Below are 21,064 nucleotides of genomic sequence, written 5' to 3' on the forward strand. Positions count from 1 at the left end.
CGCCGCGAAGCCGCCGGAGGCCGAGCGGCGGGGCCCGGCCCGCAACACCGAGCCGCGCGGGTCCAGCACCATGCGGGTCGAGGCCGAGCGGCTCGACGAGCTGCTCGACCGGGTCGGCGAGCTGGTCATCGCCCAGGCCCGGCTGAGCCAGCTTGCCGGCCTGCACGCCGATGGCGGGCTCCAGACCATCGCGGAGGAGATCGAGCGGCTCTCGGCGCAGCTGCGCGACACCACCATGAGCATCCGCATGGTGCCGATCGGCGCCCTGTTCAGCCGGTTCCGGCGCCTGGTCCACGACCTGTCGGGGGATCTCGGCAAGCCCGTCACCTTCGTCACCGACGGCGAGGAGACCGAGCTCGACAAGACCGTGATCGAGCGCCTGGCCGATCCGCTGGTCCACTTGATCCGCAACGCCATCGACCACGGCATTGAGGATCCGGCCCGGCGCAGCGCCTCCGGAAAGAACGCCACCGGGCGCATCACGCTCTCCGCCGAGCATGTCGGCGCCCAGGTCCTCGTGACCGTGCGGGACGACGGCGCCGGGCTCGACGTGACGCGCATCCGGGCCAAGGCCGAGGAGCGCGGGCTCGTCGCGCCCGGCACCCCGCTCACCGACCAGCAGGTCTACCAGTTCCTGTTCGCGCCGGGCTTCTCCACGGCGCAGCAGATCTCCGCGCTCTCGGGCCGCGGCGTCGGCATGGACGTGGTCAAGAAGACCATCGAGGCCCTGCGCGGCTCGATCGACATCACCACCGAGCCGGGGGCCGGCACCGCCATCGTGCTGCGCCTGCCGCTGACGCTGGCGATCATCGAGGGCCTGCTGATCCGGGTCGGGGAGGGGCGCTACGTGCTGCCGCTGTCGGCCGTGGAGGAATGCGTCGAGCTGCCCGAGAGCGGCCGCGGCGAGCGCGGCCGGGACTTCCTCAACATCCGCGGCCACCTCGTACCGTTCCTGCGCCTGCGTACCGTCTTCGAGGCGACCGGCGAGCCGGACCCCTACCAGAAGGTGATCATCGTCTCCGTGGGTGGGACCCGGTTCGGGCTCGTGGCCGACCAGATCCTCGGCAACCACCAGACGGTGATCAAGTCGCTGTCCAAGCTGCACGCCGACGTCACGACCTTCTCGGGCGCCACGATCCTCGGTGACGGCACCGCGGCGCTCATCATCGACCCGGCCCAGCTGATGACCGGTGGGCAGATCGGCGCCGCCGCGGACGGGCTGCGCGAATTCCGTGAGGTGGCGTGATGACCGATTTCGTCGAGGCCATCGAGCAGGGCCACGCCCTCCAGGCCGTGATGATGCGCATCGGCACCGAGACCTTCGCGCTCGGGGCCGGGATGGTGCGTGAGATCATCGACCCGATCCCGACCACCCGGGTCGCCGGGGCGCGGCCGCATCTCGGCCACGTGGTCAACGTGCGTGGCAACGTCGTGCCGCTGGCCGACATCCGCGAGCGCTTCGGCATGCCGATCACCGCCGCGACCGCGGATACCCGCTTCGTGGTGATCGAGCTCGATCTCGACGGCGACCCGACCCTGGTCGCGCTGGTGGCCGACAAGGTGTTCGAGGTGACTGCGGTCGCCCTGGAGAGCCGCCAGCCGGCGCCGAAGATCGGCACGTCATGGCGGCCTGAATACATTCGCTCTATTGTCAAATCTGGAGAAGACTTTGTCATTATTCCAGATATGCAGGCAATTTTAAATTAATTTCAGGAGTCGAGGATATGCGGATTTCAATCAAGGCCAAGCTGGCCGCCGGGTTCGGCGCGATGCTCGTGCTCGCCGGTCTGGCCGGCGGCGCCGGCTATCGGGGCCTGATGGAATCCGACAGGAGCCTGGCGTTCCTCCGCGACCGCGCGGCGACGCAGGCCCAGATATTGGAGGCCAAGGCCAACGCCATCCGCAGCACCGCCAATCTCCGCACGGCGGTGATCACCGTGAACGACGCCCAGATCGCGGATTCCCTCAAGCGCGCCCTCGACATGCGCAAGCGCGCCCAGGAAGCCATCGCCAAGATCAAGGCCAGCCCCTCGACCGGGGAGGCCGTCCAGCTCGTCCAAGACCTCGACCAGAAATACGAGACGCAGGTTGCCCTGGGCAACAAGATCGTCGAGCTGGCCAAGATGAACGCCAACGCCCGGGCCTGGTCCGAGATCGTGGGCGTGGGCCGCCCGGCCATAGCCGTCCTGCGCACGGAGCTGGCGACGCTCACCGCCAAAGACGACGGGAACGCCCTCGATCTGATGAAGGCGGTGATGGCGTTCCAGATCCCCCTCGAACGGGCCTGGGGCCGGCTTCAGGCTGCCACGGGCGCGGTCAGCGTTGCCGGGCTCGTGGAGCACGTGACCGCGACCAAGCAGATGCGCGATGAGATCGCCCGCGGCCTGGAGAACCTGCTCCGGGTCGGCGCCGCCGCGAAAGTTCCCACCGAGGCGGTCCGGCAGAGCTTCGAGACCTGGTTCGCCTCGTTCCAGAAGGCCCTTGCCACGATCGAGCCGGGCGCGCCCATCCACGCGATCGAGCTCGTCGCAGGCGAGTACAGCGTCGCGTCCGTGGCGACCAACAAGGCCTTCGACCTCCTGACCGATTACCAGGGCCGCCAGATGGCGGAGGCGGTCGAGCGCTCGAAGACGGCGTCGCAGGAGAGCCAGACGCTGATGCTCGCGACCTTGGCGGGCGCGCTGCTCCTCGGCCTCGGCATCGCCGGCTGGCTCGCGGTCTCGATCTCCCGAGGATTGGCCCGGGCCGTGTCGCTTGCCGAGGCTGTCTCGGCCGGTGACCTGGACCAAAAGATCGCCGTGACCTCGAACGACGAGGTCGGCGATCTGGTGACCGCCATGAACCGGATGACCGACAACCTTAGGGAGACCGCCACCCTCGCCAACGCGATCGCGGGGGGCGACCTGACCGTCGCGGCCAAGCCGCTGTCCAGCAAGGACACGATGGGTCTCGCCCTGCAGACGATGCTAAGCCGGCTCCGGGCCGTGGTGACGGAGGCGAACGCGGCGGCCGGCAACGTCTCGGCAGGCTCGCAGGAGCTGTCGGCCTCGGCCGAGCAGCTGTCCCAGGGCTCCAGCGAGCAGGCGGCCTCCACGGAAGAGGCTTCGGCCTCCGTCGAGGAGATGGCCGCCAACGTGAAGCAGAACGCCGAGAATGCCAGCCAGACCGAGGCGATCGCCCGGCAATCGGCCCAGGACGCCGAGGCCAGCGGCGCCGCCGTCGGACGCGCGGTGGATGCGATGCAGACCATCGCCCAGAAGATCACCATCGTGCAGGAGATCGCCCGCCAGACTGACCTGCTGGCGCTGAACGCCGCTGTCGAGGCGGCGCGCGCCGGCGAGCACGGTCGCGGCTTCGCGGTGGTGGCCTCGGAGGTGCGCAAGCTCGCCGAGCGCAGCCAGGCGGCCGCGGCCGAGATCGGCACGCTGTCGTCCGACACGGTCAAGGCGGCCCAGCAGGCCGGCGAGATGCTCGGGCGGCTGGTGCCCGACATCCGCAAGACGGCGCTGCTCGTCGAGGAGATCTCGGCCGCCTGCCGGGAGCAGGATGTCGGCTCGGCCCAGATCAATCAGGCGATCCAGCAGCTCGACAAGGTGACCCAGCAGAACGCCAGCGCGTCCGAGCAGGTCTCGGCAACCTCGGACGAGCTGGCCACGCAAGCGGAGCGGCTGCAGGCCACCATCGCCTATTTCCGCCTCGACGCGGCGGATGCGGGCACGGGTGCGGCGGCGGCGCAGCTGCGGGCGACGGCGGCCCGGATGGGCACGTCGGCCAAGGCCGCCGACAAGACTTCCGCCAAGGCCCGCGTCGGCCGCCCCCCCCTGGCGGCGGGCAGCGGCTTCGACCTCGACATGGGCGAGGGCGATTCCCGCGATGCCGACTTCATCCGCGCCGCCTGAGCGGCCCCAGGCCGAGCATCCTGCCCCCGAGGTGCGTCCTCGGATCAAACTACCCTCCGGGTCCGCCCGGGCCACACCAGCCGCAGGGTGCTCCCGATCGAGATCCCCGCCCGCTCCACCGACGTGAAGGATTAGACCATGAACTTGCTCAACAATATCTCGATACCGCGAAAGCTGTTCCTGGCCTTCACGTTGATGCTTCTCGTCGGCCTCGGCATCAACGGCGTGGTCTACTGGAAATCCTCGGAGATCCGGCAGTCGGTGAACTGGACCGACCACACTATCAAGGTGATCGATGCCGCCGACCGCGCGCTCGCCGGCATGGTGAACCAGGAGACCGGCTATCGCGGCTTCCTGCTGTCCGGGGACGCCAAGTTCCTGGCGCCCTACCAGAAGGGCTGGGAGAGCTTCAACACCGCCTGGCGGCAGGCCAAGGAGCTGACCTCTGACAACCCGGCCCAGCAGGAGCGGCTCGAGAAGATCCGCAAGCAGGCCGAGGCCTGGCACAACGGCGTCGCCGAGAAGGGCATCGCCGGGATGGCCAATCCCGAAACCCGCGAGGCCGCGCGCCAGACCGAGATTGCCGGAGCCGGCAAGGAGGCCATGGATGGCCTGCGCGCCGAGATCGCCGACTTGGTCAATGTCGAGAACACGCTGATGCGCACCCGCCAGGACGCACAGAACACCGCCTTCGACACGACCACGCAGATGATCCTGCTCGGCATCGTCGCCAACCTGGTGATCGCCGTCGCCATCGGGCTGCTGCTGGTGCGCACCGTGGCGAAGCCCGTGACCGCGATCAGCGCCCGCCTGGCGACCCTGGCCACGCCGTTCGAGACCGGGCGTCTCGACGAGGTCGGCCGGATCCAGGGCACCGCCCAGGCGGTGGAGCAGGCCTTCCGGGAGATCTCGGAGGTGCTGGTCGCCGTCTCGATCGGCGATTTCACCAAGACCCTGTCGAAGGATTTCGGCGGCCTCAGCAGCGAGGTCCAGGCCAACCTGCGCGCCACCACCGAGAACCTGCAGGTTCTGGCCAAGGTCGCGCAGTCGATCGCCGCGGGCGACCTGACCATCGAGGCCAAGCGCCTGTCCGACAAGGATGTCCTCGGGACCGCCCTGGAGCAGATGCTGGCCAAGCTCCGCGCCGTGGTGACCGAAGCCGCCACCGCCGCTGGCAACGTGTCGGCAGGCTCGCAGGAGCTGTCGGCCTCGGCCGAGCAGCTGTCGCAGGGCTCCACCGAGCAGGCGGCCTCCACGGAAGAGGCCTCGGCCTCCGTCGAGGAGATGGCCGCCAACGTGAAGCAGAACGCCGAGAATGCCAGCCAGACCGAGGCGATCGCCCGGCAATCGGCCCAGGACGCCGAGGCCAGCGGCGCCGCCGTCGGACGCGCGGTGGATGCGATGCAGACCATCGCCCAGAAGATCACCATCGTGCAGGAGATCGCCCGCCAGACTGACCTGCTGGCGCTGAACGCAGCCGTGGAGGCGGCGCGCGCCGGCGAGCACGGTCGCGGCTTCGCGGTGGTGGCCTCGGAGGTGCGCAAGCTCGCCGAGCGCAGCCAGGCGGCCGCGGCCGAGATCGGCACGCTGTCGTCCGACACGGTCAAGGCGGCCCAGCAGGCCGGCGAGATGCTCGGGCGGCTGGTGCCCGACATCCGCAAGACCGCGCTGCTCGTCGAGGAGATCTCGGCCGCCTGCCGGGAGCAGGATGTCGGCTCGGCGCAGATCAATCAGGCGATCCAGCAGCTCGACAAGGTGACCCAGCAGAACGCCAGCGCGTCCCAGCAGGTCTCGGCCACCTCCGAGGAGTTGGCCACGCAAGCGGAGCGGCTCCAGGCCACCATCGCCTACTTCCGCATCGACGAGGCAGAGTCGCGCCTCGACGTGGCGGCGACGCAGCTGCGGGCGGCGGCGACCCGGATGGGCACCCCGGCGGCCGGTCCGGCCCGGCTCAAGGCTCGCGGCGCTCGGGCGGCCGCGACCTCGAGCGGGGGCTTCGCCCTCGACATGGGCGAGGGCGACGCCCGCGACGCCGACTTCATCCGCGCCGCCTGAGCGGTCCCGCACCGCGCGGGCGTTACCCGCGCGGTGTTTTTCCCTGCAATCACCAACCCCTATGCTGCCGCCGCGAAGGCCCGTGCCCCCCGGTTCGGGCGGGACGCGACCGGCAGCCGGCCCAGCCGGAGACCAGCATGTCCAGCGTGTGGCAATACCTGACCCTCGGCCTCGATCGCGAAATCTTCGGGATCGACATCGAATGCGTGCATGAGATCCTGGATTACCGCCCGCCCGCGGCCCTGCCGCACGCGCCGCCGTTCCTGGTCGGCATGATCGACGTGCGCGGCCAGAGCTACCCGGTGGTCGACCTGCGCACCAAGCTCGGGCTGCCGGCGATTCCGGTGACCCCGGCGACCCGGATCATCCTGCTCAACATCGCCATGGGTAAGCGGGCGATGCGGGTCGGCTTCGTGGCCGACCGGGTCATCGAGGTTACCGAGCTCGACAGCGCCGAGCTGGAGCCCGCCCCCGATGTCGGGGGCCGCTGGCGGTCGACCTACATCGCCGGCATCGGCCGCAAGGGCGAGGCCTTCGTGGTGGTGTTCGATCTGCAGGCGCTGATGGCGGGCGACGACCCCGCCCTTCTGATGCCGTCTCTCGCGGCCTGATCGCCGCGCAAGGACCGATTCCATGCCGCGCCTCAAAGACCGCCATTTCGAGACGGTCGCCGACCTGATCCAGGAACGGGTCGGGATCCAGATCCCGCCGGCCAAGCGCACCATGGTGGAGGGACGGCTGCGCAAGCGCATGCGCGCGCTCGATATCGAGACGCTGACGGAATACGGCCGGCACGTCTTCGAGGAGGGTCACCTCGCCGAGGAATTCGTCCACATCATCGATTGCGTCACCACCAACAAGACCGACTTCTTCCGCGAGCCGGCGCATTTCGACCAGCTCCGGGACGAGCTGATCCCGATGCTGCGCCGGAACGGCATCACCCAGGCGCGGCTCAAGCTGTGGAGCGCCGCCGCCTCGACGGGGGCGGAGGCCTACACGCTCGCGATGGTGCTGCACGACATGGCGATGGCCGGGCACGCGCTCGACTACGCGATCCTCGGCACCGACGTCTCCACGGAGGTCCTGCGGGTCGCTGCGGAGGGCATCTACCCCGAGGACGTGCTGCAGGCGGTGCCGCAGCATTTCCGCCGGCGCTACGTGATGCAGGCCCGCAACCCGGCCTGGAAGGTCGGGCGGATCGTCCCGGAGCTGCGCGCCCGGGTGCGCTTCAAGCACCTGAACCTGATGAACGCCCAGTATCCGGTCGATCGCGACGTGGACATCATCTTCTGTCGCAACGTCCTGATCTATTTCGACAAGGACACCCAGCGGGCGGTCCTGTCCCGGCTCGCCACGCATCTTCGGCTCGGCGGCTTCCTGGTGGTCGGCCATTCGGAATCGATGGCCGGGGCCGGGGTGCCGGGCCTGGCGCAGGTTTCCTCGACGATCTTCACCCGGGTCGAGGGCGCCATCGGATGACGCGCAAGCCGCCGATCCGCGTCCTGATCGTGGACGATTCCGCCTCGGTCCGGCAGACCCTGGTGGGCATCCTGGACGCGGCTGCCGACATCGCCGTGCTCGGCACGGCGGCCGATCCGTTCATCGCGGCCCGGCGCATCCACGAGGAGGTGCCGGACGTCATCATCCTCGATCTCGAGATGCCCCGGATGGACGGGCTGACCTTCCTGCGCAAGATCATGGCGCAGCGGCCGATCCCGGTGATCATCTGCTCGACGCTCACCGACCAGGGCTCTCGGAGCCTGTTCGAGGTGCCGGAGGCGGGGGCGGTGGATGTCCTGCCCAAGCCCCGGGTGGATACCCGCCAGTTCCTGATGGAATCCTCCGTGCGGGTCTGCGACGCCGTGCGGGCCGCGGCCGGGGCGAAGCTGCGCCCGAGCCGGCCGCCGCTCCGGGCGGTGGAGGCGAAGCTCACCGCCGACGCCGTGCTGCCGCCCACGACTCGCACCCGCAGCGTGGCCGGGACCGACCCGATCGTTTGCATCGGCGCCTCCACGGGTGGGACCGAATCCCTGCGCGACGTGCTGGAGGGGCTGCCGGTCGATTGCCCGGGCCTGGTCATCGTCCAGCACATGCCCGAATACTTCACCGCCGCCTTCGCCCGGCGGCTGGACGGGCTCTGCGCCATCGCGGTCAAGGAGGCCGAGGACGGCGATGCGGTCGCCCCTGGGCGGGCCCTGATCGCTCCGGGCGGGCGTCACCTGCTGCTGCAGCGCAGCGGCAACCACTACACCGTGGCGGTGAAGGACGGCCCGCTGGTCTCGCGCCACCGCCCTTCCGTGGACGTGCTGTTCCGCGCCGCCGCGCAATGCGCCGGCGCCAACGCGCTCGGCATCCTGATGACCGGCATGGGCGACGACGGCGCCAACGGCCTCCTGGAGATGCGCCGGGCCGGCGCGCTTACGGTGGCGCAGGACGAGGAGAGCTGCGTGGTGTTCGGCATGCCCAAGGAGGCGATCGAGCGCGGCGCTGCCGCCAAGGTCCTGCCGCTGGACCGGCTCCCCCACGAGATCATCCGCTTCGGCCTCGCCCCGGTGCTGCGCCAGCCGGCGTAAAGCGGGGATCCGCCTCGATTCCCGTCAGGCGCCGCGCAGCAGGGCGCCGAGCGCCTCGGTGAGACGATCGGCAACCCGGCGGATCCGGGCGTTGCCGCGCACCTCCTCATGCAGGACCAGCCAGACCGGCAGCGGCGCGAGGGTCAGGCCGATCTCCGCCCGCTCCAGCTCGGGGTGGCGCCCCGCCAGCAGCACCTGCGCGAAGCCGAGGCCGGCCCCGGCCAGCATCAGGTTCCAGTAGACCATCTGGTCGTCGCAGCGGATTGGGAAATCCGTGCGCGCCGCCTTAAGCCCGTGAGCGGCATAGGCCCGCAGCAGCGCGTCGCTGCGATCGAAACCGAGGACGTCGTGCTCGGCCAGGTCGGCCACCGTGCGGGGCCGGCCGCGGCGCTCGAAATAGCCCCGTGCGCCGAACAGCCCGAGCGGCGCCTCCCCGAGCCTGTGGGCGATCAGGGCGTTCTGGGTCGGGTCGAACATGCGGATCGCGATGTCGGCATCCCGGCGCAGCAGGTTCTGGGGCCGGTCCGAGGCGACGAGCTCGATCTCGATGCGCGGCTCGTCCGCCCGCAAGGCCGCCAGGATCGGTGGCAGCAGGAGGTTGGCGACGATCACCGAGGCGGTGATGCGCACGGTCCCGCTCAGGCCCTGCGCCCGCCCTTGCGCCTTGCGCGCCAGGGCATCGGCGGCCTCGCCCATGGCGCGCACGTCGCCGATCAGGCCCAGGGCCGCGTCAGTCGGTTCGAGCCCCCGCGCCGTGCGGGTGAACAGGGTGACGCCGAGCGCCGTCTCCAGCGCACGGATATGGCGGCTCAGGGTCGGTTGGGTCGCACCGATGCGGGTGGCGGCCGCCGACAGGGAGCGCATCTCCACCACGGCCAGGAAGGAGCGCAGCAGGGTCCAGTCCGGGGTATTCATTTGTGAGGGAATAGCATGCGGAAATCCGGTCTCGCCATGCAGCGATGAATGGGCGAGTCTCACGGCATCCCCCCTGGAGAGCATAGGATGACCGGAACGGTAACGGGGGCGCCGCGGCAGCTGCTGCGCCTCGAAGGCCTGCTCGTCCTCGTCGCCGCATCGGTGACGTATGGTCGTCTGGAGGCGGGCTGGTGGTCGTTCGCGCTGCTGTTCTTCGCCCCCGACCTGACCCTGCTCGGCTACGGCGCCGGGCGCGCGGCCGGGGCGGCCCTCTACAATGCCGGTCACTGGTACGGTCTGCCCGCGGCCTGTCTAGCCTGGGGCGTACTCGCACCGGCGCCGGAGATCCTGGCGGCGGGCCTGATCTGGGCCGCCCATATCGGCTTCGACCGCGCCCTCGGCTACGGCCTCAAATACCCGGCCGGCTTCGGCATGACCCATCTCGGGGCGACCGGCACCGGCGACCGCGACGCTCCGTCTCAATCACAGGCGCGCGCGTCCCAAGTTTCGCGCGCCCGTTGACTTTGGTCGGGCGTGATACTTCCTGCACATCTCCGGTCACACCCAGGCGTGTGCCGAGAGGCGGGTTGTTTCATCGATGTCCTGGGCGAAGAGATTACACACGATGCTGGCGACGATGCTTCTCAGCCGCTGGTCGATCGTCGCGTTCAACGTCGTGATCCTGATGCCGCTGACGCTGGCCCTCTACGAGGTTGCATCGTTGCTGTGGGGGGCGGGCTTCGGGCACCACGAAGCGATCCAGGAGGCCGGGCACATCATCGAGGGGATGGGCGTAATCCTGATCGGTTGGGGTGTCGTCTTGGAGGAGCGGGCGGGCGTCAGCCATCTTCTGGGCGGCCTGCCGACGGAAGAGCCGGACTACGAGGCCGCCCTCGACGCGCTCTGCCATCATGTCGGCCTCGCCCTGCTGGTGTTGGGCCTGATGGCCGAGATCTTCGTCCAATGCGTCGAGGTGCCGGACCACATCATCCACACGGACGGGATCGAGCGCGTGGTCCTGACCGGCAGCGCCGCCTTCTTGGTGCTGGGGCTCGCGACCCTGGTGCGGCACGTGATCGGCCTGGCGCTCTTCCGTGGCCCCGGCCGGATCCCGACCGCCGCCGCGGCGTCGGGCGCCGGCGGGCATTAGCGTCCGGTCCTGAACGGCGGCTGCCGGCATTCGGAAGACGGGGTGCGGAGGCCGCAGGAAATCGCGCCCGGCCTCTGAAGTGGAGCGGGGGGGCGGTTTCCGACCGCACCCGCCCGGCGGCTGATCACGCCCGGCGGCGGTGCGCCGACAGCGTGTCGTTGACAATGGCGCCGGGCGCCTCGGGCGGCGTGCCCAGGACCGGCTTGTGTGTCGCGGCGGAACGCCGGCTCCGCAGGGCGGCGAGCAGGAGGCCGGCGAACACGGCCGCGCTGCCGGCCCCGAACGGGGCCAAAAGCAGCGCGCCGAGGCCGAGCCAGGGCCACGCGCACACAGATGTCAGGATGCCACCCGCCAGGGTCGCCAGCACCAGAACGAACACGTCGCCCCCGTATTTTCGTTCGATCGCGTTTCCGACGCGCGGCTGCCTCTGGTTAGCGCTCCGAACACAGCCCAAGCAAACCATTTTTTTTTCGGGACTCCCCACGAAGACCGGCGAATCCATGCTTAATACGCAGGACGATTTCGGATTCCGGGCCGAGCTTTGCAGTTTGCCCGGAGAGTAGGCCGCTTCATCTCGGCGTGGCCGGAGGCAGGCCCGCGCACTGCTTCCGGGGCTTTCGCCGGCGGTCGGGCCACAACCGCGATGAGCCTTAATCCTAACCTGAAATAGCGCGTGACGGCCCCGCTTGGGTTGTGCTTGGTGCCACTCAACACAACCTTGAGGTGGCACCGTGAGACCGATCCCGATCGTGGCCGTTCTGCTGCCGACGGCCGGCGGCGCCATTGCCCGCGCGGGCGGCGACGGCCCGGTTGGCGCCGTCCCAGGCGGTGCGAGCCATGCGTTAGCGGACGGTCCTGCGGCGCGCGCGGCCCCCCAGGCACTAAGCTCGGCGACCAGCCCGAACGGCGCCGCGCGTGACAATTTCGGCACATGCGGTGCCGCCCGGTGATGGCTCCCACCTGCACGGGCCTTGCCCGGCTCGCGCTCGCCGGGGCCGTGCTTCTCGGCCTCGCCGGTGGAGCGTTACCCCGGGACTACCGCGAGCCCGAGGAATCGACCCTCGACCGGCACGGCCATTATCGCAGCCATGACGGCTCCGAGGTCCACCGCCCGGCCAAGACCCGCGACGGCACCAAGCCGGCCGGGGCCACGGCCAAGTGCCGGGACGACACCTGGAGCTTCAGCCACACCCGCCGCGGCACCTGCTCCGGCCACGGCGGCGTGGCCCATTGGGAGGGATGAGGTATCGCGCGCGGAAGGGGGTCCGCCTAAAATCCAAGAATAGGAATTTTTAGGTTGACACCGTCGCGCTGCTCGAGTACAGACCAGGCACGGTCGATACGTATGCGGAGCGGCGGCGATGCGGTCCCTCGATCCACTCCCGCCGGAGCAGCGCGCCGCGGTTGAGCAGCTCCTGCGCGAGACCGAGCTGTCGGTCGCCGCGATCAGCGCCCGCACCGGCGTCAAGCCGGCCACGATCCTCAGCTGGAACGCCCGGTCCGGCTGGCTGCGGCCGCGCCGCCGGCGGCATGACGTCGCCGCGCGCTGGCCGGAGACCCGCCGGGCGGCCCTCGCGCGGCTCCTGAGCGAGACGCGGAATGATCCCGGCGACGTCGCCGAGGCCGCGGGCGTCGGGCGCGACGCCGCCGACCGGCTCCTGGCCGGCTGCGGCGTCGCCCGCCCCGAACCGGATGTGGGGGCCGAGCCCGGCCGTCTCGATCTGGAGGCGGCGGCGGACCCGCCGATCCTGCGGGCGCATCTGCGCGCCCATATCGCCCGGCAGATCGCCGCCTTCGACGCCGCCCTGAACGGGGAGGCGGCGGCGGTGCTCGATTCCGCCCGGGTGCTGCGCGACCTCGGCGGCCTCAAGCGGCTGCTCGACGAGATGGCCCCGGGCGACGGGCGGGAGGGCGGGGATGGCGACACCGAGCCCGACCTGCCGGCACTCCGCGCGGAAATCGCGCGCCGCTATGCTGGCTTTGTCCGCGGCCGGACGGCTGCCTGATTTTCTCGCGACCCTGCCGGCCCCGCTGGTCGGCGCCCTCACGGACGACTGGCTGCACCAGGCCCGGCCCGACCAGCTTCCGCCGCCCGATACCGGGACTGCCCGGACCGGGTCCTGGACGACGTGGGCGGTGATCGGCGGCCGCGGCAGCGGCAAGACCCGCACCGGCGCCGAATGGGTCGATGCCCTGGCCCGGGGCGATCCGGCCTTCACGCCCGAGCCGGTCGGGCGCATCGCGCTGGTGGGCGAGACCCATCTCGACGTGCGCGACGTGATGGTCGAGGGCCCGTCCGGCCTGCTCAACCTGCCGGCGCGGGGACGGTCGCGCCCGCGCTGGTCCCCGAGCCTGCGGCGGCTGGCCTGGGACAACGGCGCGGTGGCGCTGGCCTTCTCGGCGGAGGAGCCCGACGCGCTGCGCGGCCCGCAATTCGGCGCCGCTTGGTGCGACGAAGCCGCCAAATGGCGCCGGCCCGAAGCCGCCTTCGACATGCTCCAATTCGGGCTGCGGCTGGGCGCCCGCCCGCGCAACCTGGTGACCACCACGCCGCGGCCGGTGCCGCTGATTCGGCGCCTGCTCGCCGACCCGCGCACCGTGGTCAGCCGCGCCCGCACCCACGACAATGTCCGGCACCTCTCCCCGGATTTCCTGGAGCTGGTGGTCGGACGCTATGCCGGCACGCGCCTTGGCCGCCAGGAGCTTGACGGCGAGCTGATCGCCGACCGGGAAGACGCCCTGTGGGATCGCGCCGCCCTGGAAGCCGGCCGGGTCGTCGCCGCGCCGGAGCTCACCCGGATCGTGGTGGCGGTGGACCCGCCCGCGACCTCGGGGGCGCGCTCGGATGCCTGTGGGATCGTGGCGGCCGGGCGGGCCGGCGCCCGGGCCTACGTGCTGGCCGATGCCAGCCTGTCCCGGGCGAGCCCCCAGGCCTGGGCCGGGGCCGCGCTGGCGCTCTATCACCGGCTCTCGGCCGACGCCCTGGTGGTCGAGGTCAACCAGGGCGGCGAGATGGCCGCCGCGGTGCTGGCCCAGTGCGACCCGGCGGTGCCGGTCACCCCGGTCCGCGCCATGCGGGGCAAGTACCTGCGCGCCGAGCCGGTCTCGCTGCTCTACGCGAGGGGCCTGGTCCACCATGTCGGGCCGTTCCCGGCACTGGAGGACGAGCTGTGCGATTTCGGCCCGGACGGCCTGTCGAGTGGCGCCTCGCCCGATCGGCTCGACGCCCTGGTCTGGGCGGTGACGCATCTGCTGCTGGATGGCGCGCGCGAACCGAGGATCCGCCGGCTTTGACGGTCACGCGTGCGGCACCACACGGGAAAGTGAGATGCGCCTTCATCCTTAAATTGCATACACGCGGGGTGGCTGTTATGGTTGGCCGTACATCGGAGGGCGGCCCGTGGACTCGGATCTTGATCCTGAGAACTGTCTGCCCGACGGCGCCCATCGGCGCCTGCGGCTCATCGCCGAGTCCCTCGGTTGCCCGGTGGGCGACTTCTTCGGCCCCCCGACGATCCGCACCGACCTGAGCGCCACGGTGGAATTGCTGCGCCTCTGGCACGCGATCACGAACGAGACAGACCGGGCCACCGTCCTGCGCTGCGCCCGGGACATCGCCGGTTCGGTCAATCGCGAGGTCGAGCGGGCCTGATCGCGACCGTGACCGGACCCGGGTTTTACCAGAGGTCCGAGATCGGGATGCCCCGGTCTCTCCCGTCATCCTGAGGGGGATGGGATCGCCCGCGATGGAGGAGCGTCTGCGAGCGGCGCCGCATCCGCAAAACAATACGGCGCGCCTCTGCAGGAAGCGCGCCGGGAGTCGGTTCGTGGTCTCTGGAACGAACTGTATCCTGCATACATGAGTCGGCGGTTCGTGGCTGTGGCGGTGTCGCCACGGCTTCGTATCGGGTGCGGTGTATCCGCCGCACCGATCGAACGGCTCGGCACAACCCGGCTTCCATAACGGCGTCGATCAATGCGCTGCCCGGGCTCGGCTCCGGTGGGCGGATCGATGCCGCGCACCCTTGAGCCGAGCCCGCTCGCGCAGCCGTCGGGTCCGGCTCTCAGCCGTTCACAAAAACGCTCGCTGGCGCCGAACCGGCGTCCATTTCCGCGGCGGGCGCTCTCGCGCAGGACCGGACAGGCATGGCCAACCTCCTCGATCGGCTGGCGCGGGTCGCGCGCCGGGCCACCCGTCCGGCTGGGCCGGATCTGACCATCAAGGCCGCCCCGGCCTTCGCGCTCTACGCGGATGGGCGGGCCAGCTGGACGCCCCGGGATCCGGCGGCGCTGGCCCGGGCCGGCTACCAGGGCAACCCGATCGTGCATCGGGCCATCCGGCTGGTCGCCGAGGGCGCTGCGAGCCTGCCGCTCACCGCAACCGGACCCGGCGCCGCGCGGGCCGGTGACCTGCTCGCGCTCCTCGCCCGGCCGAACCCACGCGAGAGCGGCACACGCCTTCTGGAGACCGTCTATGCCGACCTCCTGCTCGGCGGCACCGGCTACCTGGAAGCGGTGAACCTCGACGGGCGGATCGCGGCCTTGCAAGCCCTGCGGCCGGGGCGGATGCGGATGCTGCCGGGCGCGGACGGCTGGCCGGCGGCCTATGTCTACACGGTCGGCGGGACCAGCCGCCGGTTCGACCTCCCGACTCCGGGTGCGAACGAGGTGACGCCGATCCTGGCGCTGTCCCTGTTCCACCCGGACGACGATTATGTCGGCCTCGCCCCGATCGAGGCGGCCGCCACCGCGCTGGACATCCACAACGCCGCCAGCGCCTGGAACAAGGCACTGCTCGACAACGCCGCCCGGCCTTCGGGGGCGCTGGTCTTCGCCGGGGCGGCGCTCACCGAGCCGCAATTCGACCGGCTGAAGGCCGAGTTGGAGGCCAATTACCAGGGCGCTGCCAATGCCGGCCGGCCGCTGCTGCTGGAGGGCGGCCTCGATTGGAAGCCGCTCGCCCTGTCGCCGAAAGACATGGACTTCGTCGAGGCCAAGAACGCCGCCGCCCGGGAGATCGCCCTGGCCTTCGGGGTGCCGCCCCTGCTGCTCGGCCTGCCGGGCGACAGCACCCACGCCAACTACGCCGAGGCCAATCGGGCGCTCTACCGCCAGACCCTGATCCCGCTTGCCGCCCGCACCGCCCAGGCGCTGGCCGGCTGGCTGGAACCCGCCTTCGGCCCGGTGGACCTGGAGCCCGACCTCGACCGGATCGAGGCCCTGGCGGGCCAGCGGGAATCCCTCTGGCGCCGGGTCGAGGCCGCCGGGTTCCTGTCGGTCGCCGAGAAGCGCGCGGCCGTGGGATACCCGCCGGAGCCGGAAGCGGGCGGGTGAGGATCATCGGCCTCGCATGGTTCCGATCGAGGCGCGGGTCCCATCTCCCGCACGGGAGAGGGGGCGCGTCCCGCCTGACGGAGCGCGCCGCGTGAACATCGTAACCCCCTCGCGAGGGGCGTGTGATGTCCTGACAGACCTCGCTTCGGACCGATGAATCATCCCGCCCAGGCCCGTCAGGCCGCTCCGGCGCTCCGCCCCTGTCCAAATAAAAACCGACCGAGGATTCTACCGATGGATGGCCATTTCTCCGGCTACGCCAGCGTGTTCGGCGTGCCCGATCTCGGCCGCGACGTGGTGGTGCCGGGGGCTTTTACGGCGAGCCTGGCGCGAAGGGGGGCCGCGGGGGTGCGGCTGCTGTTCCAGCACGATCCGGCCGAGCCGATCGGGCGCTGGCTGTCCCTGCGCGAGGATGCCCGCGGCCTGTTCGCCGAGGGGCAGCTCAACCTCGCGGTCCAGCGCGCCCGGGAGGTCGACGCGCTGCTGCGCGGCGGCGGCCTCGACGGGCTGTCGATCGGCTTCCGCACCCTGCTGGCCCGCAAGGGCGCGAGCGGGGAGCGCCGGCTCCAGCGGGTCGACCTCTGGGAGATCTCCTTGGTGACCTTCCCGCTGCAGCCGGGGGCCCGGGCGAGCCCGGATCGCACGCCGACCGCCGAGGAGATCCGCGGGCTCGCTCGGAGGATCGCCCCCGCACCCGCCGCGTCCCGCGCCCCTTGCCGGACGCCGGCGGCCCCATTCCGCTTCACCCACCCCAGCCACGAGGTTGCCCGATGATGTCCCATGCCGTCGCCCCGTCGAGCCCCGCCCCGGAGACCAAGGGCGCGCTGCCCGGCCTGGAGAACAAGGCAGGCCGGCCCGGGGCCGAGCCGGTCCAGCCGGCGCTCGACGAACTCGCCACCGCGTTCGAGGCCTTCAAGGAGACCAATGACAGCCGGATCGCCCAGATCGAGGGCCGGCTCGGCGCCGACGTGCTTACCGAGGAAAAGCTCGCCCGGATCGACGCGGCGCTCGACGCCGCCCGGACCCGGCTCGACCGGATCAGCCTCGATCGCGCCCGGCCGCCGCTCGGCCAGCCGGGCCCCCGGGAGGACGGGGCCGCGCAGGAGCACAAGGCGGCGTTCGACCTCTATGTCCGGGCCGGCGAGAGCGCGGGGCTGAAGCGCCTGGAGGCCAAGGCCCTGTCGGCCGGATCGGGGCCGGATGGCGGCTACCTGGTGCCGCAGACCCTGGAGCGGACCGTGCTGGCCCGGCTCGCGCAGGTCTCGCCGATCCGGGCCATCGCCAGCGTGCAGCAGATCTCCGGCGCCCAGTACAAGCGCGCCGCCTCGGTCGGCGCTCCGGCGACCGGCTGGGTGGCCGAGACCGCGCCGCGCCCCGGCACCGACGGGCCGGTGCTCGCCGAGATCGCCTTCCCGGCCATGGAACTCTACGCCATGCCGGCCGCGACCCAGACGCTGCTGGACGATGCCGTGGTCGATCTCGACGCCTGGCTCTCGGCCGAGGTCGAGATGGCCTTCGCCGAGCAGGAGGGCGTGGCCTTCGTCACCGGCGATGGTGCCAGCCGCCCGCGCGGCTTCCTGAGCTACGACACGGTGGCCAACGCCGCCTGGGCCCCGGGCAAGCTCGGCTTCGTCGCCACCGGCGCGGCTGGGGCGTTCCCGCAGAGCAACCCGTCCGATGTGCTGTTCGATCTGGTCTACGCCCTGCGGGCCGCCTACCGCCAGAATGCCGGCTTCGTGATGAGCCGGCGCACCCAGAGCGCGATCCGCAAGTTCAAGGACGCGCAGGGCAATTACCTCTGGCACCCGCCGCTCACCGCCGACCGTTCCGCGACGCTGATCGGCTTCCCCGTCACCGAGGCGGAGGCGATGCCGGAGATCGCGGCGGGCAGCCTCTCGGTGGCCTTCGGTGATTTCCGTAGGGGCTACCTCGTGGTGGACCGCACCGGCCTGCGGGTGCTGCGCGACCCGTACTCGGCCAAGCCCTACGTGCTGTTCTACGTCACCAAGCGCGTCGGTGGCGGGGTGCAAGATTTCGACGCGATCAAGGTGCTGAAGTTCGGGTGAGGCTGGTTTTGGAGCGTCGGCCCGGCCGCCTCTGACGTCCGGGCCAGCTTCCTATCTTCAGACCGCGCAAGAGCGCTCAGAGCGGCCGTATACATCACCCCGTCATTCCTGGGCGCCGCAGGCGAACCCGGAATCCAGAACCGCCGACGGTGCAGGACCGTGCTGCACCGATGTGTCTGGATCCTGGGCTCCGCTCCGCGGCCCCGGGATGACGGGGAGGTGCATCGGGCGGCGAGAAAACTCTCAAACCGAAAATTCGCAAACCGTTGGGTAAACGACCTATTAAACGCGATCGCCCTCCCCGCGAGCGGGGAGGGCGATCGATGTTTCAGCGCTTCAGACCAGAGTTCAGCGAGCTTAAGCTTACCGGCCCTGGTTGCCGTCGCGCAGGGTGCCGGTGGGCTCCTGGACGTGGGCCTCGAGGAACCAGAGGTGCTTGTCGACTGCCCGCGAGATCTCGGTGAACAGGTCGGACGTGCCGTCATCGCCGGCCTCGTCGGTCTCGTCGATGTTCTCGCGTACCGCGTTGGCGTAGGCGGCGTAGCTGTCGATCAGCGCCGCGACGTGATCGGCAATGGCGTAGATGTCGGTCGGGTAGGCCGGCAGCTTGGTCTTCGCGGCGACCGACTGGGTCGAGCCGAACGCCGTGGCGCCGAGCTGCACCGCGCGCTCCGCGACCTTGTCGTTGAAGTCGTCGAGCTCGGTGCGGAAGCCGTCGAGCATCTCGTGGATGCCGATGAACTGCGGGCCCTTCAGATTCCAGTGCGCCTGCTTGATGGCCAGGGCGAGGTCGATGCCGTCCGCCAGCCGGGCGTTCAGCGCTTCGACCGAGACCTGCTTGGCGTTCGAGTCGGTGTTGTTACGGGTCTTGTGCGAGCGGACGGTATTGCCCTTGCCGGTCTCAGCCATGAAATCTGCTCCGTGAATTTGCGTGCAGACGGTCGCGAACATGCCGATACGGCCGCGAATCTTCGCCTAACGCGATTGCGTTGCACAAACGCGACAGCGGGTCCGGTGTTCCGAGCGGCGCCGACACGTCCAGGCGCGTCGTCTCGTCCCGACGGCCTGCGGACGCGGCTCAGCGACGCCGGCCGGGCTTGGCCATCCAGTCGGAGCGGTTGCCCCGGGGCAGGGCCTCACCGACCGGGATCCGCGAGAGTTCCGCCGACCGGGTGGCGATCCAGCCGGTATGCTCGGCCACCGGGGTCACCGCGGTGAAGCCCCCGCAGGCGGTCCGGCGGGCCCCCTGCTGCAGGGCACCGCTCGACCAGCTGACCACGCCGACGATCCGGTAGCCGCCGGGGCCGCCGACCAGGATCGGGCCGCCGGAATCGCCCAGGCACGCGCCGGCACCCGAGGTCTCGGCCATGCGCCGCCGGTCGGTCACCACGGTCACCCGGTTGGCGACCTGCAGCGAGCCGATCGACACGAGATGCGCGAGCCGCAGGGTGCGGGCCGTGTCGCGCCGGTTCTCGGCCACGACGCCGAAGCCGGCGATGTCCACCGCCGCGCCGGTATCGATCGAGGCGGCGCCGCGCGGATCGAGCGGGACGTAGTCGGCGCCGAGCGGCGCCTCGAGCTTGAGCAGGGCCAGGTCGACGCCGGGCTGGTCCTCGGGCGTCGTGCCGGGCACGAAATCCGGGTGCATGGTCGCGGCGATGACCTGGGTGCGGCGCTGGCGGAAGCCGCGGTCGACGCTGATGATCGTGTAGCCGGCCGGGCGCATCACGCAATGGGCGGCGGTGAGCACGAGATCCTGGGCGATCAGGGTGCCCGAGCAGATCTCGCCCTCCGTGCTCTCGATGCGGACCGCGAAGCTGCGCGCGCCGTCGGGATCGCGCGTGGTGGTGCCGTTGATCACCGCGGCCGCCGGGGCGGGCATCAGGCCGGCCAAGGCGCCGAGCAGAGCGCTGCCGAGAAGCCCGGCTCCGAGCCCCAGGCCGCGCAGACGCTCACGGGGGCCGGCCTTGCGCATCGGGCGACGGGACATCGGACACTCCGGGGGCGCTCACGGCGCAAGGGGGGACGCAGCGGCGAGGGCGCGGCGCTGAGGGAGCCTAGAGCAAGGCAATGACCCGGCCAAGCTGCGGTTCCGAACGGGCCGGGCGATAACGCGGGAGCAGACGGCCCGAACGGCCTGTTTGACCGGTCTTCCGTCTCTGCGCTTGGGACGAGGGTGGAGATTGGGGGCGCCGCAAGGCCGACTGATTTCACGCACGCCGTCATTGCTTCGTTGCGCTCGCAATGACGGCGTGCGTGAAGCGACCCGGAGCGGGATGGACCATCATTCGGCTGCGCTCTCGCCATCGCCTCACCCGGTGACGGCCCGTCAGCCGCCCCACCGCGCGCCGCGGCCCCATCCATCCAGCACCCGGTCGATCCAGCCGCGCTGGGGCCCCACGAGAACACCTTGCGTGAGGCCGCCGCAGGTCCCGCCGATCCAGGCGGCGAGCGCCAGCACGGCACCGTCCGGGCCGGTGATCGGGCCGCCGGAATCGCCCTGGCAGCCGCCGGCCGCGTCGCCCTTGAGCCAGACCAGGATGCGGCTCGGCCCATAGGGTTCGATCACCGGCAGGCCGACGCTGCGATAGGTGCCGGTCGAGCGCGGATCGCCCGCTCTGGCCGCGCCGTAGCCCGCCAGGGTCAGGCGCTCGCCGGCCCGGAGTGGGGCGGCGCTCAAGGTGACCGCGGCGAAGCGCGGCGGCAGCGGCGTCGCGGTGTGCAGGAGCGCAAGGTCGATGGATTTGCGCCGACCCGAGGCAGCGCCGGCATCGTAGCCCGGATGGATCGCGCGGCCCGAGACCTCGACCAGGACCGGCGCCCCTGCATCGTCGCGAAAATGGACCCGGTGCTCCCGCCCGGCAGCGACGCAATGGCCGGCGGTCAGCACCGTATCGGGGGCGAGTACCAGGCCGGTGCAGACGCCGCCGTTCGACGACAGGACCATCACGGCCCCGCCGGCCGGGGCCTCGGCGCCGCCCACGATCGCGCCGGCTGGACGGCCCGCGAGCGACAGAGCCGCCGCCAGGACGGTGAGGGCCGCCCGGCGGCGCTTCGGGATCTGCATTCGAG

General features: G+C 71.1%; 21 protein-coding genes. 16 read left to right on the plus strand and 5 right to left on the minus strand.

What is annotated here, in order from left to right; genetic code table 11:
* From AKJ13_RS13815 to AKJ13_RS13845, 7 genes are all read left to right on the plus strand, one after another.
* The coding region (locus tag AKJ13_RS13815; RefSeq protein WP_144426247.1) for a chemotaxis protein CheA at nucleotides 1-1,246 on the plus strand (1,246 nt) is incomplete at its 5' end.
* Nucleotides 1,246-1,707 (plus strand): chemotaxis protein CheW, encoded by a 462-nt coding sequence (locus tag AKJ13_RS13820; protein ID WP_050733866.1) that lies wholly within the window; start codon nucleotides 1,246-1,248, stop codon nucleotides 1,705-1,707. The genes AKJ13_RS13815 and AKJ13_RS13820, both read left to right, overlap by 1 nt.
* 17 nt (nucleotides 1,708-1,724) lie before the next feature.
* Nucleotides 1,725-3,899, plus strand: coding sequence for a methyl-accepting chemotaxis protein (locus tag AKJ13_RS13825; RefSeq protein WP_050733867.1), 2,175 nt, complete (start codon nucleotides 1,725-1,727; stop codon nucleotides 3,897-3,899).
* Nucleotides 3,900-4,037: 138 nt separating this feature from the next.
* A complete protein-coding gene (locus AKJ13_RS30000) occupies nucleotides 4,038-5,954 on the plus strand; it encodes a methyl-accepting chemotaxis protein (RefSeq protein ID WP_064774625.1) in 1,917 nt (638 codons plus the stop codon).
* 137 nt (nucleotides 5,955-6,091) lie between these two features.
* On the plus strand, nucleotides 6,092-6,565 hold the full coding sequence (locus AKJ13_RS13835; protein WP_050733868.1) for a chemotaxis protein CheW: 474 nt from the start codon (nucleotides 6,092-6,094) through the stop codon (nucleotides 6,563-6,565).
* A 22-nt stretch (nucleotides 6,566-6,587) separates the two neighbouring features.
* On the plus strand, nucleotides 6,588-7,433 hold the full coding sequence (locus tag AKJ13_RS13840) for a CheR family methyltransferase (protein ID WP_050733869.1): 846 nt from the start codon (nucleotides 6,588-6,590) through the stop codon (nucleotides 7,431-7,433).
* Nucleotides 7,430-8,527 carry a chemotaxis response regulator protein-glutamate methylesterase gene (locus AKJ13_RS13845; protein WP_050733870.1) on the plus strand — a complete coding sequence of 366 codons (1,098 nt, stop codon included), beginning with the start codon at nucleotides 7,430-7,432 and terminating at the stop codon, nucleotides 8,525-8,527. The genes AKJ13_RS13840 and AKJ13_RS13845 overlap by 4 nt, the downstream gene beginning before the upstream one ends.
* Before the next feature lie 24 nt (nucleotides 8,528-8,551).
* On the opposite strand, the gene AKJ13_RS13850 is transcribed toward AKJ13_RS13845, so the two are convergent.
* Nucleotides 8,552-9,442, minus strand: a complete 891-nt coding sequence (locus tag AKJ13_RS13850; RefSeq protein ID WP_050733871.1) for a LysR family transcriptional regulator — start codon at nucleotides 9,440-9,442, stop codon at nucleotides 8,552-8,554.
* A gap of 87 nt (nucleotides 9,443-9,529) precedes the next feature.
* On the opposite strand from AKJ13_RS13850, the gene AKJ13_RS13855 reads away from it, so the two are divergent.
* Entirely contained in the window at nucleotides 9,530-9,964 is a 435-nt protein-coding gene (locus AKJ13_RS13855) for a DUF4260 family protein (protein ID WP_050733872.1), read from the plus strand.
* A 103-nt stretch (nucleotides 9,965-10,067) separates the two neighbouring features.
* Nucleotides 10,068-10,592 carry a hypothetical protein gene (locus AKJ13_RS13860; RefSeq protein WP_050733873.1) on the plus strand — a complete coding sequence of 175 codons (525 nt, stop codon included), beginning with the start codon at nucleotides 10,068-10,070 and terminating at the stop codon, nucleotides 10,590-10,592.
* 124 nt (nucleotides 10,593-10,716) lie between these two features.
* Here AKJ13_RS13860 and AKJ13_RS13865 read toward each other — a convergent pair whose 3' ends face one another.
* A complete protein-coding gene (locus AKJ13_RS13865; RefSeq protein WP_050733874.1) occupies nucleotides 10,717-10,971 on the minus strand; it encodes a hypothetical protein in 255 nt (84 codons plus the stop codon).
* Nucleotides 10,972-11,541: 570 nt separating this feature from the next.
* On the opposite strand from AKJ13_RS13865, the gene AKJ13_RS13870 reads away from it, so the two are divergent.
* The 7 genes from AKJ13_RS13870 to AKJ13_RS13900 all read left to right on the plus strand — a co-directional run bounded on the left by AKJ13_RS13870 (nucleotide 11,542) and on the right by AKJ13_RS13900 (nucleotide 17,992).
* The gene (locus AKJ13_RS13870; RefSeq protein WP_050733964.1) at nucleotides 11,542-11,835 is read left to right on the plus strand and encodes a DUF3761 domain-containing protein; all 294 of its coding nucleotides are present in this window, start codon (nucleotides 11,542-11,544) and stop codon (nucleotides 11,833-11,835) included.
* A gap of 118 nt (nucleotides 11,836-11,953) precedes the next feature.
* Nucleotides 11,954-12,598: a hypothetical protein gene (locus tag AKJ13_RS13875; RefSeq protein WP_050733875.1), complete on the plus strand. Its 645-nt coding sequence runs from the start codon at nucleotides 11,954-11,956 to the stop codon at nucleotides 12,596-12,598.
* Nucleotides 12,564-13,886: a terminase family protein gene (locus tag AKJ13_RS13880; RefSeq protein WP_200905635.1), complete on the plus strand. Its 1,323-nt coding sequence runs from the start codon at nucleotides 12,564-12,566 to the stop codon at nucleotides 13,884-13,886. Before AKJ13_RS13875 ends, AKJ13_RS13880 begins: the two co-directional genes overlap by 35 nt.
* A 106-nt stretch (nucleotides 13,887-13,992) precedes the next feature.
* Nucleotides 13,993-14,244: a hypothetical protein gene (locus tag AKJ13_RS13885; protein WP_050733876.1), complete on the plus strand. Its 252-nt coding sequence runs from the start codon at nucleotides 13,993-13,995 to the stop codon at nucleotides 14,242-14,244.
* Nucleotides 14,245-14,738: 494 nt separating this feature from the next.
* A complete protein-coding gene (locus tag AKJ13_RS13890) occupies nucleotides 14,739-15,926 on the plus strand; it encodes a phage portal protein (protein ID WP_082316951.1) in 1,188 nt (395 codons plus the stop codon).
* A 234-nt stretch (nucleotides 15,927-16,160) separates the two neighbouring features.
* Nucleotides 16,161-16,700, plus strand: a complete 540-nt coding sequence (locus AKJ13_RS13895; RefSeq protein ID WP_050733877.1) for an HK97 family phage prohead protease — start codon at nucleotides 16,161-16,163, stop codon at nucleotides 16,698-16,700.
* On the plus strand, nucleotides 16,700-17,992 hold the full coding sequence (locus AKJ13_RS13900) for a phage major capsid protein (RefSeq protein ID WP_200905637.1): 1,293 nt from the start codon (nucleotides 16,700-16,702) through the stop codon (nucleotides 17,990-17,992). The genes AKJ13_RS13895 and AKJ13_RS13900 overlap by 1 nt, the downstream gene beginning before the upstream one ends.
* A gap of 363 nt (nucleotides 17,993-18,355) precedes the next feature.
* Here AKJ13_RS13900 and dps read toward each other — a convergent pair whose 3' ends face one another.
* The 3 genes from dps to AKJ13_RS13915 all read right to left on the minus strand — a co-directional run bounded on the left by dps (nucleotide 18,356) and on the right by AKJ13_RS13915 (nucleotide 21,059).
* Complete coding sequence (gene dps, locus AKJ13_RS13905) at nucleotides 18,356-18,901, minus strand: DNA starvation/stationary phase protection protein Dps (protein ID WP_050733878.1); 546 nt, start codon at nucleotides 18,899-18,901, stop codon at nucleotides 18,356-18,358.
* Between the two features lie 169 nt (nucleotides 18,902-19,070).
* Nucleotides 19,071-19,982, minus strand: a complete 912-nt coding sequence (locus tag AKJ13_RS13910) for a trypsin-like serine protease (protein WP_050733879.1) — start codon at nucleotides 19,980-19,982, stop codon at nucleotides 19,071-19,073.
* Nucleotides 19,983-20,321: 339 nt separating this feature from the next.
* Nucleotides 20,322-21,059, minus strand: a complete 738-nt coding sequence (locus tag AKJ13_RS13915; RefSeq protein ID WP_050733880.1) for a S1 family peptidase — start codon at nucleotides 21,057-21,059, stop codon at nucleotides 20,322-20,324.
* Between the last annotated feature and the right edge of the window lie 5 nt (nucleotides 21,060-21,064).

This window comes from Methylobacterium sp. ARG-1, assembly GCF_001262595.1.
GTDB classification, from domain to species: Bacteria; Pseudomonadota; Alphaproteobacteria; order Rhizobiales; family Beijerinckiaceae; genus Methylobacterium; species Methylobacterium brachiatum.

What these genes read in the sequence shown, in the direction of transcription:
- dps (WP_050733878.1), bottom strand. Translation starts at nt 18,901, where the DNA reads ATGGCTGAGACCGGCAAGGGCAATACCGTCCGCTCGCACAAGACCCGT.
- AKJ13_RS13840 (WP_050733869.1), top strand. Translation starts at nt 6,588, where the DNA reads ATGCCGCGCCTCAAAGACCGCCATTTCGAGACGGTCGCCGACCTGATC.
- AKJ13_RS13895 (WP_050733877.1), top strand. Translation starts at nt 16,161, where the DNA reads ATGGATGGCCATTTCTCCGGCTACGCCAGCGTGTTCGGCGTGCCCGAT.
- AKJ13_RS13875 (WP_050733875.1), top strand. Translation starts at nt 11,954, where the DNA reads ATGCGGTCCCTCGATCCACTCCCGCCGGAGCAGCGCGCCGCGGTTGAG.
- AKJ13_RS13855 (WP_050733872.1), top strand. Translation starts at nt 9,530, where the DNA reads ATGACCGGAACGGTAACGGGGGCGCCGCGGCAGCTGCTGCGCCTCGAA.
- AKJ13_RS13850 (WP_050733871.1), bottom strand. Translation starts at nt 9,442, where the DNA reads ATGAATACCCCGGACTGGACCCTGCTGCGCTCCTTCCTGGCCGTGGTG.
- AKJ13_RS13880 (WP_200905635.1), top strand. Translation starts at nt 12,564, where the DNA reads ATGCTGGCTTTGTCCGCGGCCGGACGGCTGCCTGATTTTCTCGCGACC.
- AKJ13_RS13845 (WP_050733870.1), top strand. Translation starts at nt 7,430, where the DNA reads ATGACGCGCAAGCCGCCGATCCGCGTCCTGATCGTGGACGATTCCGCC.
- AKJ13_RS13910 (WP_050733879.1), bottom strand. Translation starts at nt 19,982, where the DNA reads ATGTCCCGTCGCCCGATGCGCAAGGCCGGCCCCCGTGAGCGTCTGCGC.
- AKJ13_RS13820 (WP_050733866.1), top strand. Translation starts at nt 1,246, where the DNA reads ATGACCGATTTCGTCGAGGCCATCGAGCAGGGCCACGCCCTCCAGGCC.
- AKJ13_RS13835 (WP_050733868.1), top strand. Translation starts at nt 6,092, where the DNA reads ATGTCCAGCGTGTGGCAATACCTGACCCTCGGCCTCGATCGCGAAATC.
- AKJ13_RS13900 (WP_200905637.1), top strand. Translation starts at nt 16,700, where the DNA reads ATGTCCCATGCCGTCGCCCCGTCGAGCCCCGCCCCGGAGACCAAGGGC.
- AKJ13_RS13825 (WP_050733867.1), top strand. Translation starts at nt 1,725, where the DNA reads ATGCGGATTTCAATCAAGGCCAAGCTGGCCGCCGGGTTCGGCGCGATG.
- AKJ13_RS13915 (WP_050733880.1), bottom strand. Translation starts at nt 21,059, where the DNA reads ATGCAGATCCCGAAGCGCCGCCGGGCGGCCCTCACCGTCCTGGCGGCG.
- AKJ13_RS13890 (WP_082316951.1), top strand. Translation starts at nt 14,739, where the DNA reads ATGGCCAACCTCCTCGATCGGCTGGCGCGGGTCGCGCGCCGGGCCACC.
- AKJ13_RS13870 (WP_050733964.1), top strand. Translation starts at nt 11,542, where the DNA reads ATGGCTCCCACCTGCACGGGCCTTGCCCGGCTCGCGCTCGCCGGGGCC.
- AKJ13_RS13860 (WP_050733873.1), top strand. Translation starts at nt 10,068, where the DNA reads ATGCTGGCGACGATGCTTCTCAGCCGCTGGTCGATCGTCGCGTTCAAC.
- AKJ13_RS30000 (WP_064774625.1), top strand. Translation starts at nt 4,038, where the DNA reads ATGAACTTGCTCAACAATATCTCGATACCGCGAAAGCTGTTCCTGGCC.